Genomic DNA, 11882 nt, shown 5'->3' on the forward strand with positions numbered 1-11882 from the left:
TCTTCGGTGGCGTCTGTTTATTCTTCGAATTAAATGGTAATACTCCACCTATGAAGACTTTTAATAAAATAACAATATCATTCACACTTTTAATATATTTACTATTTAGTTACAGCCTGCTGTATCAGGTATATTTAGAACAAACCGGTCCAATATACGATAACACTCTGCGATTTCATGTGAGAGCAGATTCTGATAAAAAGGAAGCCCAGGAAAGAAAGCTTATTGTCAGAGATGCGGTACTGCGTTATGTAAAGGAGGATGTATACAGAGCAGACTCCGCACAGGAATTGAAACAGAATCTTGCAGAAAAAACAGAAGAAATCGCACAGGTGGCAGCGAACGCTTCAGACGGGAAGCCTGTCCGTGTTTACTTTACCAAAGAAAGATTTCCAATACGCCATTACGGAACTGCTATTTTCCCCGCAGGAGAATATCAGGCACTCCGGGTAGATATTGGCAAAGCTGCCGGACATAACTGGTGGTGTGCATTCTATCCCAACCTCTGCTACACCCCGGAAAAAAACTTTACCCTCTCCGAAAGCGGAAAAAAACAGTGGAAAAAGATCACAGAATTAACTCAGGGAAAATGGCTGGAAAAAACAAAACATTATTTCACCAAATTAAAGAAGTTTCTGCCCTATTGGGCGAAAAGGAGCGTTTAGCACAACAGAATAAAATCAATACATTCTTCGGATGCTTTCTTCGTTACCAATAGCTTTAGCTAGTCGGCAAAAACATCTGTTTCTTTCTTGGAACTTTCCACCAAATGCGGTATAATCTTAAGTAACATTATCATAGGACGGTAACGTGAGAATGAAGAATAAAAAACAGATTATTTCTCGTCTATTATGGATAGGAAACATTTTTTTACTTATATTTTGCCTGGCAGGATGTGGGACTTCTGGAACTGGAACATCAGAGTCAGGAACAGAGCAACAGGAGAGTTCCAGCGCTGCTCCGAATTACTATCATAAAGGAAAGATTTTTCTTCCACAGGCAGATGGAAAAGTGACAGAAGAACATGAGGGCGTGAAGCTTGATTTATCGCATACAGATCAGGGATATTTTATGGCAGCGTATACGGGGAGTGCAGACAAGCTGTTGATTCAGGTAGAGGGCAGCGATAACATTCCGTATCGATATTATTTTGACCCAGATGGGAAATACAACGCTTTGCCGCTGACTGCCGGAGATGGAAGTTATGCAGTAACGGCATATGAGAATGTGGGAGATAACCGATATGCGGTTGTTTTTACCAAGATAGTAGATGTGACACTGGAGAATGAAGTTCTTCCGTTTTTATATTCTAATCAGTATGTGAATTTTGATGAGAATACAAAGACTGTTGCGCTGGCGAAGAAGCTTACAAAAGGTAAGACGGAGATTGAGGCAGTGCAGGAAGTGTATGAGTATGTTATAAAGAATATTGTTTATGACGATGAAAAGGCAGCAACGGTAAAAAGTGGTTATCTGCCGAATGTGGATGACACACTGAAGACCAAAAAAGGAATCTGTTTTGACTATGCGGCGCTGATGACAGCAATGCTACGCTCTTCGGGAATTCCGACGCGCCTTGATATTGGCTATGCAACGAACATTTACCATGCATGGATCAGTACTTATTTAGATGAGCAGGGCTGGGTAGATAACGTCATTAAATTTGACGGAAAGAACTGGACGATGATGGATCCGACTTTTGCAGCAGGAGGCGGCGAAGGAATTCAGGATTTTATTACCGATTCCTCAAATTATAATATAGAATATATACATTAAAACAGATTACTCAAAAGTATTATTGTCTAATTCAAGAATGCCCCGGCATTCTTGAATTACTTAAGCGATTATTTGAGTCTAAAAGAGCTGGTTTCTATAAGGCGGATAATTTAAATGAGAATTTGCAAATATTTTTGATTTGTAAATGATTACAAGTTCAAGTCGAACGTCCGTGAGACTTGGCGCGTGATTCTGGTCAGCGAAGCTGACATGTTCCTATCAGAATCACTGCGCATCCTCGCGGAGCGTTTATCTCAGTCGGAGATTGGACTCCCACTGAGAAAAATTTACTATTACTCATCACCTGAAGAGGTGGGAGTCTTCTCGACTGAGATAAATATAAAATAAATACATATGAAAGGACGCAAAATGTTATCAAATAGCGAAGTAGCTGTATTTTGTGAGCAGAGCGGGATGATTTTGGAGTCGGGATTATCAATGCTTGAAGGCATTTCCATTATGGAAGAGGATGTGGAGCTGCACAATACAGAATATAAAAAAATGTATGAGGATATGAGAATGTGTCTTGAAGAAACAGGTATCTTTCATGAGGCACTTACAAAAACTGGACTTTTTCCAAGTTATGTGATTCAAATGACGAAAATAGGAGAGGAAACAGGTAATCTGGATGTTGTGATGAAAGGGCTTGCCGCATATTATGAGCGGGAAGAGAATACGATGCAGGATATTAAGAATGCGATTTCTTATCCTTTAATGATTCTATGTATGCTTCTTGCAATTATGCTCGTAATGGTTGTAAAGGTTGTACCGGTATTTAATCAGGTGTATGAGCAGCTTGGAACGCAGATTACTGGGCCAGGTGCCGTTCTTTTAAAGGCAGGAGAAGCTTTGAAACAGTACTGGATTATTCCGACAGTACTTCTTTGCGTATTTGCAGTCGGGGTATGGTGGCTCTTAAAAACAACAAAAGGCAATGTGGCATTACGCAGACTGACAGGAAAGGTTTTTTCTACAAAGTCTATTGTAAAAAGACTGAACAGTGCCAGAGTATCGTCTGCTTTTTCTATGGCATTACAGAGCGGTATGGATTATGGACGTTCCTTTGACATGGCAGCAACCTTGCTTGAAAATGATGAGGAAACGAAGCAAAAGTTAATGAACTGCAAAGAAAAAATGTTTGAAGGAGAGTCTTTTTCTAAAGTAATCAGGGAAACAGAAATTTATTCCCCGCTTCAGTCAAGGATGATCATGATTGCAGAAAGAACGGGAGAGGCAGATCAGGCACTTTCTAAAATTGCAGTACAGATTGATGGTGAAGTAACTGCAGATATTCAGAATTTTGTATCAGTTATTGAACCAACACTTGTCATTGTGCTTTCTGTGCTTGTCGGAGGAATGTTACTATCCGTAATGATGCCTCTTATGGGGATACTTTCTGTGATTGGATAGCAGGTGATGAATTACGATGGAACAGAATGTAGAAAAAAAGAAAAAAGATTATAAAAAAGGATATATTTTGCCGGTATGCATTTTCATTTTGATGATGGTAATGTTATTTTATGGAGTGAATTCTGTGACGAATGCTACAGCACAAAAAGAGCAGGAAAGCCTGAAAAATGCAGTAGTTCAGTCAGCAGTACATTGTTATTCTGTAGAGGGAGCCTATCCAGATTCACTTGATTATCTGAAAAAGCATTATGGAATCACATGGGATGAAAGCAAGTATAAAGTGACCTATGAGATTATTGCTAAAAACATCAGACCGGAGGTCAAAGTGATACCTTTACAGGAAAGTAAAAAATGAAGAAGAAAAATTATGAGGGCAAAAACTTATTGAATCAAAGATAATTATGAAATTAAGAATTTATTAAATCGAAGATAAAAAGTAGGAGAATTGAAATTTAGAAGGGAAAAAGTCAATAAGTTAAAATCATGAGAGTAAAAGTATAAAAATAACTATAATAAAAAGAAAAGGGAAGCACTATGAACAATAAACAAAAACAAATACATACAATTGATACGGTTTTTCCTTTGATTTTTATTCTTCTTTTTGGATTTTGTGCACTGGCATTGGTTCTTTCCGGTGCCCATGTATACCAGGATACAACGGATGGATTAAAGCAGAATTATACTATTCGGACAGCGGCAACGTATTTGCAGGAAAAGGTGCGGGAGTACAGCAGTGAATCTCAGATAGAAGTTCTTTCACAAGACGGGCAGACAGTAATTGCACTTTATGAAGAGGGCGATAGCGACTATGTGACATACATTTATTTGTATAAAGGCAAGCTGCGGGAACTTTTTACAAAAAAAGGACGTGATGTTGTCTGGAGCAGCGGGCAGGAACTTGTTTCAGCAGATACATTTTCTGTTACGAAGCAAAAGGAGGATTTGTTGCAGATAGAACTTAGCGGAGACGGACAAGAAGAATTATTGTATATAAGAATATACGGGGAAGATAGCAAATGAAACGAGTAAGACATTCCAGATCGGGATTATTTTTAATTGAATTAATGATCTGTATTTTATTTTTTTCCATTACAGCGGGAATTTGTATACAGTTTTTTGTAAAGTCCCACAATATGAGTCAGGATGCAAAAAATCTGTATCAGGCTCAGCAGGAAGCGGCATCTATGGCAGAAATTTTAGAAAAGGATATAGATTCTCTGGATAATATTTCTGTTTATTATGATAAAGACTGGAATCAGTGTGATAAAGAAGAAAAGATGTACTGGCTGGAAGTAACGCAGGCACAGAATCAGGCGCAGGAAGACGATTTAAAAAAGGTAAAAATTGCGGTGTATTCTGGAGAGAATTCTAAAGGAGAAAGTTCGAAAAAAGAAGAAATCTATCATTTGAACCTGAGTATTTATATACCCTAAAAGAACGAGATATCATGGACAAGTACATTCCAGAGTCAACTACCCACGACCTAAAGGTCATGGGCTTGTAACTGCCCAGTCGTACTAACGGCTTACACCTCCGACCTTTAATCTCCGATAGATATTGCTAGCATATTGGGTAACAGTTAACAAGGCTCCTCCCACCACCTAAAGGTAGTGGGTTTCCGCCTATGGCAAACGAAAGGATTTTATTTATGAAGAAAAGAGAAATCCCTGTAATGAATGTCGGTATCTCACTTATCATTTTAATTTTTATGAATATTTGCCTTGCTGCATTTGCTGTTCTGTCTCTGGAAAATGCAGTTTCAGACTATTCTCTTAGTAAAAAGACAGCAAAGCATACCACACAATATTACGAGGCAGTGAATAATGTGCAGGAGCAGCTGGCGAAGAAGAATCAGGAACTTCGGGAAAAAGCAGAAACAAAAACTACAGAGGCTAAGAGTAGTCAAAAAAAAGCAGAAATAAAAACTGCGGAGACTAAGAGTACCGAGAAAAAGATAAAAGTGAAAACTGTAAAGAATATGCAGAAGCAGTCTCAGAAGGATATTAAAAAAGTTGCGAAAAGCCAGATAAAGTTGACAGAAAGCGTTTCAAAGAGCCAGCAGCTCGTTGTTACATTACAGCTAGATGAAACAGGAGGTTATCCACAGTATTACATACAAAAATGGAAACTTTGCTCATCAGATGACTGGCAGGCCGATGATTCTCTGGATGTATATCAGAGTGGCGAATAACATTATAACATTGGAGGGGAGACGAAATGGGAATACAGGAATATTTACAGGAAGCAACGGGAAAGGGTGCATCTGATTTATTTATCGTAGCCGGATTACCTTTAACTTATAAAATTAATCGAAAGATGATAAGGGTGGGGGATCGTCTGATGCCAGAAGATACCCGTAAGTTAATAGAAGATATTTATGTGATTGCACAGGAAAGAAAGATAGAAACATTAGAGAAAAATGGAGATGATGACTTTTCCTTCTCTATTCCAAACTTAGGAAGATTCCGTGTTTCTACTTACCGTCAGAGAGGCTCTCTGGCAGCAGTAATCCGTCTGATTGCATTCCGGCTTCCAAATCCAGAAGAGCTTAGTATCCCATCTCAGATTATGCAGCTTGCAGAATACAGAAAGGGTCTTGTTCTTGTAACAGGTTCCGCAGGAAGTGGAAAGTCTACAACACTTGCCTGTCTGATTGAACAGATTAACAGCACGAGGGAAGAACATATCATTACATTGGAAGACCCTCTGGAATTTTTGCATCGTCATAAAAAGAGTATTGTAAGCCAGCGTGAGGTGAGTTCTGATACAGAAAGCTATAAAGTAGCGCTCAGGGCTTCTCTTCGTCAGAGCCCCGATGTTATCCTCCTTGGAGAGATGCGTGACTATGAGACTATTAATATTGCGATGACAGCCGCAGAAACGGGACATCTTGTTTTTTCTACACTTCATACACTGGGGGCAGCCAACGCGGTAGACCGAATTATTGATGTATTTCCGGCTAATCAGCAAAGACAGATTATCGTACAGCTTGCCTCCGTACTGAATGCGGTTGTTTCCCAGCAGCTTTTACCAGATAAAGAAGGGAAACTCATTCCGGCATTTGAACTTATGACAGTCAACCGTGCGATTAAAAATATGATTCGAGATAATAAAGTGCATCAGATAGATGGACTCATCGGTTCTTCTGGGCAGGAGAAAATGTTCTCAATGGATTCGTATATTACAAAGTTATATAAAGAAGGGAAAATAACGAGGGAGACGGCACTGGATTATGCAACGGCTCCGGAATTAATGGCACAAAAGCTTTTAGAGCGTGTTTGAAAAATCATTCCAGCAACCTGCACGCCTCAATTTACGGTATATTTTGCCTTCATTCAGTTGACGTAGCCCGCTACGCCGCCCTCATTCAGGCGAAATCTCCCGCAAATTGCGACGCACATCTTGCAGAAAGCATTTTTCAAACACGCTCTAGTATGGTGGATAACTTTTAAAGGTGTACAATTAGTACGGATTTGGGAAAAAATATTGACGTGACGAATCCTCTGTGTTATTATAAAAATAATAAATTAATATGTTCTAGTGGGCAAACCTTGTGAAAGCAGGGGACGCAAAGCCAAGGGTCTAAGGGCATAGCCTATGACAGCCGGTTGCCGCGTTTTGATGCGTATGGATAATATTATCGAATATTATGAGTGGCCGTGTGTATCTGCTAGAGATATAGGCGGTTTTTTTGTAGAATTAAGAGGACATAGTCCTCATCCCCGCATATTCTCATAATAAACTCGTAACATTTGATAATGCCATAAGCGAGGCACTTATCAGAAAAGGAGGAGTTTTTATGAAGAAAAGAAGTAACAAGTCGTTTTTAGCTTCTGCAGCTTATTTAGTAGTAGCTCTTGTTTTATGTGCGGGTGTTATTTTTTATACAGGTAATGGCGGTACAGGATTAACAGTTGCAGATATCACAGATACTATGCCGGAGACAGGTACAGATGAGATCGTAGCTGGTGAAGAAGAAGTACCATTAGCCAGCGCACCAAAGGTTTCTGTTAAGAAGTCAACTAAGACAACGACAAAGAAGAAGACTTTAAAGAAAGCAGCGAAAAAGACTAAAACAACGACAAAGAAGAAGACTTCTAAGAAGAAGAGTACAAAGAAGACAGCTACCGTACAGACTGTAACAGAGACAACTGTTCAGACTACAGAGAAGACATCTACTAAGAAGAAATCCAAAGTACAGACAATTCGGACTACAGTAGTTACAACTGTTAAGACAACAACTCAGACATTTGGAACAACTACAACAACTACAACGAATAATGCTGCTTCTGTAGGAGCTTCTACAGCAGTTTCCAGTTCAGGATTTGCAATTTCCAAGTTCAGTGATATTAAAGGCCATGTAGATTCTAAAGTTTATGATGCCTTTGTAAACCTTGGATTTGAACTTAAGATTAATTCCAAATTAGCAACAACTGGTGTGTTTAGTACAAAGAATCATAATATCCAGTTAAAGAGAGGTCAGTCCTCATACTTACTCCATGAGTTAGGCCATTTCGTATCTGCATTAAAGGGACGCAATGGTAAGAAGATTGATCAGTCCTCAGAATTTACAAGAATTTATAATGAAGAGAAGTCCGCTTATGTAGGCAACAATAAAGCATATGTAACACAGGATGCAGCAGAATACTTTGCAGAATCATTCCGTGATTACACAGAGAATCCATCTGCATTAAAGAGCCAGCGTCCTAAGACATACAGCTATATCAGCCAGATGGTAAGCTCCCTTTCCAGCAGTGATGTGAAGGCTTTCCGTAATGCATATGGATGGTATTGGAGCATCAACAAATAATATGAGTTAATTATTCTAATTTTAGATTAATTGAATAATTAAAAGGGTCAGGTAATGTAGTACCTGGCCCTTTAGTAATTTTTTAGAATAAACAGACGGTCCCAGAGAAGGACAATATATAAAAATGCTTCGTTTCACTGAACTCTTAACACTTGCTTACCGCACTCGTGTTAAGAGCTTGCTCAAAGGCACATTTTTATATATTGTCCTTCTCTGGGACCTGCCCTTGTATGGAGAAAAAATTATTAAAGGGCTGGGAAAAAATAGAGGGATGAGAGAGAGGCATGTTATTTGTTGGTTTTTTGCTTTCAGGATGCTTTTAAGGAGGAGTATGTATAAAAATTCATATAAAATATAAAATCTAATGAAAAAACCTTGACATTTTGTATAATGTGGCATATAGTTGTATATACAAGAACGACACGGAATATTTAAGGTGTTGGAGGGGGAGAAAGATGAGAAGGGAGACTATACGCTGTTTGAAAGAAACAGCAGCGAAATGCAGGCTGAATGTAGTTCGAATGTTGAGAGCCAGTGGTCATGGTCATATTGGAGGAACGTATTCTTCTATAGATATGGTTACCGCATTATATTTTTACAAGATGAATGTAAATCCAGAGAAGCCTGATTGGGAGGACAGGGACAGGTTCCTTTTATCAGCAGGACATAAGAGTATGGTACAGTACGCAGTCTTAGCTGAAAAAGGATATTTTCCAAAAGAAATTCTGGATACATACGGACATTTACATTCTAAGCTGGCAGGACATCCGAATATGCATAAGCTTCCAGGAGTAGAGGCAAGTACTGGTGCGTTGGGGCATGGCCTTTCTATTGCGACAGGAATGGCAATGGGATTACGGCTGGATAAGAAGCCATCTAAGGTATACACCATTTTAGGAGATGGCGAATTAGCGGAAGGTTCTAACTGGGAAGCAGCAGCGGCAGCAGCGCATTATAAACTGGATAATCTTACAGCAATTGTAGATTTTAACGGATTACAGATTAGTGGTAAGGTTACCGATGTAATGGATTTTACTCCAATTGGAGATAAGTTTAGAGAATTTGGCTGGGCGGTAAGAGAAATTGATGGAAACAATATGGATGAAATCGTGGAAGCATTTGATGCATTACCATTTGAAGAAGGAAAACCATCTATGATTGTTGCTCATACTGTAAAGGCAAAGGGACTGAAAGAAGGAGAAGGCAAGGCGTCCTATCATTACTGGAATCCAAGTAAGGAAGATTGTGATGCATTAGAAAAAGATTTGATGGAACAGCTTAGGGGGTATGAAGATGAAATTTGATAATTACATGGACCCGAGAAAAACATTTGGAAAAGCTGTGACACAGGAGGCGGAAAAGAATGAGGATATTGTTGTTCTTTCTGCCGACAGTGGTAAAAGTTCTGGATTTGGAGAATTCATTGAGAAATATCCAGACAGATATTTTGAATGTGGAATCATGGAACAGGGAGTCATCGGAATTTCCTCTGGACTGGCCACTACAGGAAAAGTACCTGTTTTTTGTGCAATCGCACCGTTTGTAACGGCAAGACCATTTGAAATGTTTCGAAATGATCTTGGATACATGAAGCAGAATGTAAAGGTAGTAGGCCGAAACTGTGGGATTACTTATTCCGATCTTGGTGCGACACATCATTCGTTAGAAGATTTTGCAATTGTTCGAATGATTCCGGGAGTTACTATTTTAGCACCGCAGGATCCATATGAGATTGAAGAAGCAGTAAAGGCAATGCTTTCCATGAATGGCCCGGTTTATATGCGAATCGGAAACCCAAAGATTCCGGTACTTTTTGAAAGAGAACCATTTGTCATTGGAAAAGGACGTAAGATTACAGAAGGCGAGGCACTTACGTTAATCACGACAGGTTCAATGACAATGGCAGCAATGGAGGCAGTAGAGCGATTAGAAGAGGAAGGCATCCAGGTGGAACATATAGGAATGCCGACTGTGTGGCCGATTGATGCAGAGCTTATTTGTGATTCTGTAAAGAAAACAGGCAGAGTCATGACGATAGAGGAACATTATATCAAAGGTGGATTGGGAACAATTGTCATGGAAACATTGAATGATAATGGTATAAACGTTCCGATAAAAATGCATGGAATTCCGCACTGCTATGCCAGCAATGGCCCTTATAATGAACTGATGGCTTATTATAAGTTAGATGCAGATGGAGTTTATGGGGGTATAAAAGAATTTTTAAAAAATGAGGAGGGTAACAAATGATTGATTTTTCAAAGATTAAATCCAAAAAAGAAGTAGGAAAGTGTTTTGACTATGCTATTTTACCGAAACAGACAACAGAGCAGACTATCCGTGACTGCTGTAAAGAAGCAATTAAGTATAATTGTAAGGCATTTTGTTTTTCATCTTCTTATTGGACTCCAATTGTAGCAGAAGAATTAAAGGGGACGGATATCCTGGTTGGAGCAGCGATCGGATTCCCATTTGGACAGCAGACAAGTGCAGTAAAAGCATTTGAGACAGAAGAAGCCGTTCGTATGGGTGCAACAGTGCTTGATAACTGTATGAATGTTGGAGCATTAAAAGATAAAAGATACGATGAGATTAAACAGGAATTTAAAGAGTATGTAGAAGCTGCACAGGGCGTAATGACGAAGATGATTATTGAAGTATGCTACCTGACAGATGACGAGATTAAGGCAGCATGTGAGCTTTGTATTGAGGCTGGAATTGACTGGGTTAAATCTTCCACAGGACAGTATGCAGGACCAACTCTCGAGCAGGTAATCTTAATGGCTGACTGTTGTAAGGGAACAAATACAAGAGTAAAAGTATCTGGTGTAAAAGATCCAAGACCACAGAACGCATATGTATTCTTAAGAGCAGGAGCAGACCTTATCGGAACAAGACAGGCTCCACAGATTATTGATTCCTTTGATACAATGAGAAAGATTGGAATTATTCCTCCATATGAAGGAGAATAAATAATAGCAAAGTATAGATGATTTGAAGATATGAAAACGGGAGGGCAAAGTTATGGTTGATTTATCTAAAATGACAAAATGGGATATGGGTAAATTATTTGATTTCTCTGTATTACCAAAACAGTCAACAGAAGCAGACATCAGAAGAGGGTGTCAGATTGCAAAAGAATATAACTGTAAAGCATTTTGTTTTTCATCTTCTGAATGGACTCCAATTGTAGCAGAAGAGTTAAAGGGAACAGATATCATGGTCGGAGCAGCGATCGGATTTCCATTTGGCCAGCAGTCAAGTGCGGTTAAGGCTTTTGAGACAGCTGAAGCGGTACGTTTAGGAGCAACAGTACTTGATAACTGTATGAACGTTGGAGATTTAAAAGATAAAAAATACGATAAGATTCTTGCAGAATTTAAAGAGTATGTGGATGCCGCACAGGGCGTAATGACAAAAATGATTATTGAGACCTGTTTCCTTACAAAAGAGGAAATCGTGACGGCAACAAAGTTAGTCTGTGAAGCAGGAATTGACTGGGTTAAAACATCTACAGGCCAGTATGGCGGGCCATCTGTTCAGGATGTTATGCTCATGGTAGATGCAGTAAAGGGAACAAAGACAAAGGTAAAGGTTGCGGGAGTGAAGGACCCAAGACCACAGAATGCGTTCTGTTTCATTCAGGCGGGGGCTGAATTGATTGGAACAAGAGCCGCAGTAGAAATTCTTGATGCAGTAGATGATTTAAGAAAAATCGGCTTAATACCAGCGTACACAGGAGATAAATAAGAATAAGCCGATAATTTAATATAAGGCGGCAGGCCGATATATTAAGAAAAAATACGGTTTATACATAAGGACAATATAAGGTGCTTGAACCGAGATAAGGTATAAGGGAAATACCAGTAGAGATACAAACGATATA

General features: G+C 39.2%; 14 protein-coding genes and 1 riboswitch. Of the genes, 13 read left to right on the plus strand and 1 reads right to left on the minus strand.

The annotated features are described in order from the left end of the window. From EUBHAL_RS14905 to EUBHAL_RS10655, 8 genes are all read left to right on the plus strand, one after another. Positions 1–665 (plus strand): stage II sporulation protein R (locus tag EUBHAL_RS14905; RefSeq protein WP_005349249.1); only part of this gene is annotated, 665 nt, incomplete at its 5' end. Between the two features lie 151 nt (positions 666–816). After that, positions 817–1776 carry a transglutaminase-like domain-containing protein gene (locus EUBHAL_RS10625; RefSeq protein WP_005349252.1) on the plus strand — a complete coding sequence of 320 codons (960 nt, stop codon included), beginning with the start codon at positions 817–819 and terminating at the stop codon, positions 1774–1776. Between the two features lie 354 nt (positions 1777–2130). Further along, a complete protein-coding gene (locus tag EUBHAL_RS10630; RefSeq protein WP_005349253.1) occupies positions 2131–3186 on the plus strand; it encodes a type II secretion system F family protein in 1056 nt (351 codons plus the stop codon). 16 nt (positions 3187–3202) lie between these two features. Beyond that, on the plus strand, positions 3203–3541 hold the full coding sequence (locus EUBHAL_RS10635) for a hypothetical protein (protein WP_005349255.1): 339 nt from the start codon (positions 3203–3205) through the stop codon (positions 3539–3541). 179 nt (positions 3542–3720) lie between these two features. Further along, entirely contained in the window at positions 3721–4206 is a 486-nt protein-coding gene (locus EUBHAL_RS10640) for a DUF4860 domain-containing protein (protein ID WP_005349256.1), read from the plus strand. Continuing rightward, a complete protein-coding gene (locus EUBHAL_RS14910) occupies positions 4203–4619 on the plus strand; it encodes a PulJ/GspJ family protein (RefSeq protein ID WP_005349257.1) in 417 nt (138 codons plus the stop codon). Before EUBHAL_RS10640 ends, EUBHAL_RS14910 begins: the two co-directional genes overlap by 4 nt. A 215-nt stretch (positions 4620–4834) precedes the next feature. Beyond that, entirely contained in the window at positions 4835–5377 is a 543-nt protein-coding gene (locus tag EUBHAL_RS10650) for a hypothetical protein (RefSeq protein ID WP_044923090.1), read from the plus strand. A 26-nt stretch (positions 5378–5403) separates the two neighbouring features. Next, a complete protein-coding gene (locus EUBHAL_RS10655) occupies positions 5404–6468 on the plus strand; it encodes a type IV pilus twitching motility protein PilT (RefSeq protein WP_005349260.1) in 1065 nt (354 codons plus the stop codon). A gap of 53 nt (positions 6469–6521) precedes the next feature. On the opposite strand, the gene EUBHAL_RS16925 is transcribed toward EUBHAL_RS10655, so the two are convergent. After that, on the minus strand, positions 6522–6587 hold the full coding sequence (locus EUBHAL_RS16925) for a DUF6783 domain-containing protein (RefSeq protein WP_308806062.1): 66 nt from the start codon (positions 6585–6587) through the stop codon (positions 6522–6524). Positions 6588–6719: 132 nt separating this feature from the next. Continuing rightward, a riboswitch (cyclic di-GMP riboswitch) is annotated at positions 6720–6802 on the plus strand. A 183-nt stretch (positions 6803–6985) separates the two neighbouring features. Here EUBHAL_RS16925 and EUBHAL_RS14915 point away from each other — a divergent pair. The 5 genes from EUBHAL_RS14915 (at position 6986) to deoC (EUBHAL_RS10685) (ending at position 11746) form a co-directional block, all read left to right on the plus strand. Continuing rightward, complete coding sequence (locus tag EUBHAL_RS14915; protein ID WP_005349262.1) at positions 6986–7996, plus strand: anthrax toxin lethal factor-related metalloendopeptidase; 1011 nt, start codon at positions 6986–6988, stop codon at positions 7994–7996. Between the two features lie 455 nt (positions 7997–8451). Beyond that, entirely contained in the window at positions 8452–9300 is an 849-nt protein-coding gene (locus tag EUBHAL_RS10670) for a transketolase (RefSeq protein ID WP_005349266.1), read from the plus strand. Further along, positions 9290–10246 (plus strand): transketolase family protein, encoded by a 957-nt coding sequence (locus EUBHAL_RS10675; RefSeq protein WP_044923095.1) that lies wholly within the window; start codon positions 9290–9292, stop codon positions 10244–10246. The genes EUBHAL_RS10670 and EUBHAL_RS10675 overlap by 11 nt, the downstream gene beginning before the upstream one ends. Beyond that, the gene (gene deoC, locus EUBHAL_RS10680; RefSeq protein WP_005349269.1) at positions 10243–10968 is read left to right on the plus strand and encodes a deoxyribose-phosphate aldolase; all 726 of its coding nucleotides are present in this window, start codon (positions 10243–10245) and stop codon (positions 10966–10968) included. The genes EUBHAL_RS10675 and deoC (EUBHAL_RS10680) overlap by 4 nt, the downstream gene beginning before the upstream one ends. A gap of 52 nt (positions 10969–11020) precedes the next feature. Further along, positions 11021–11746 carry a deoxyribose-phosphate aldolase gene (gene deoC, locus EUBHAL_RS10685; protein WP_005349271.1) on the plus strand — a complete coding sequence of 242 codons (726 nt, stop codon included), beginning with the start codon at positions 11021–11023 and terminating at the stop codon, positions 11744–11746. Positions 11747–11882 lie beyond the last annotated feature (136 nt).

This window comes from Anaerobutyricum hallii DSM 3353 (assembly GCF_000173975.1).
Lineage (GTDB): Bacteria > Bacillota > Clostridia > Lachnospirales > Lachnospiraceae > Anaerobutyricum > Anaerobutyricum hallii.

Excerpts from the sequence above, each read along its gene's own strand:
- EUBHAL_RS14910 (WP_005349257.1), top strand. The coding sequence starts at position 4,203 with ATGAAACGAGTAAGACATTCCAGATCGGGATTATTTTTAATTGAATTA.
- EUBHAL_RS10670 (WP_005349266.1), top strand. The coding sequence starts at position 8,452 with ATGAGAAGGGAGACTATACGCTGTTTGAAAGAAACAGCAGCGAAATGC.
- deoC (WP_005349271.1), top strand. The coding sequence starts at position 11,021 with ATGGTTGATTTATCTAAAATGACAAAATGGGATATGGGTAAATTATTT.
- EUBHAL_RS10650 (WP_044923090.1), top strand. The coding sequence starts at position 4,835 with ATGAAGAAAAGAGAAATCCCTGTAATGAATGTCGGTATCTCACTTATC.
- EUBHAL_RS10625 (WP_005349252.1), top strand. The coding sequence starts at position 817 with ATGAAGAATAAAAAACAGATTATTTCTCGTCTATTATGGATAGGAAAC.
- deoC (WP_005349269.1), top strand. The coding sequence starts at position 10,243 with ATGATTGATTTTTCAAAGATTAAATCCAAAAAAGAAGTAGGAAAGTGT.
- EUBHAL_RS10630 (WP_005349253.1), top strand. The coding sequence starts at position 2,131 with ATGAAAGGACGCAAAATGTTATCAAATAGCGAAGTAGCTGTATTTTGT.
- EUBHAL_RS10635 (WP_005349255.1), top strand. The coding sequence starts at position 3,203 with ATGGAACAGAATGTAGAAAAAAAGAAAAAAGATTATAAAAAAGGATAT.
- EUBHAL_RS10655 (WP_005349260.1), top strand. The coding sequence starts at position 5,404 with ATGGGAATACAGGAATATTTACAGGAAGCAACGGGAAAGGGTGCATCT.
- EUBHAL_RS10675 (WP_044923095.1), top strand. The coding sequence starts at position 9,290 with ATGAAATTTGATAATTACATGGACCCGAGAAAAACATTTGGAAAAGCT.
- EUBHAL_RS10640 (WP_005349256.1), top strand. The coding sequence starts at position 3,721 with ATGAACAATAAACAAAAACAAATACATACAATTGATACGGTTTTTCCT.
- EUBHAL_RS14915 (WP_005349262.1), top strand. The coding sequence starts at position 6,986 with ATGAAGAAAAGAAGTAACAAGTCGTTTTTAGCTTCTGCAGCTTATTTA.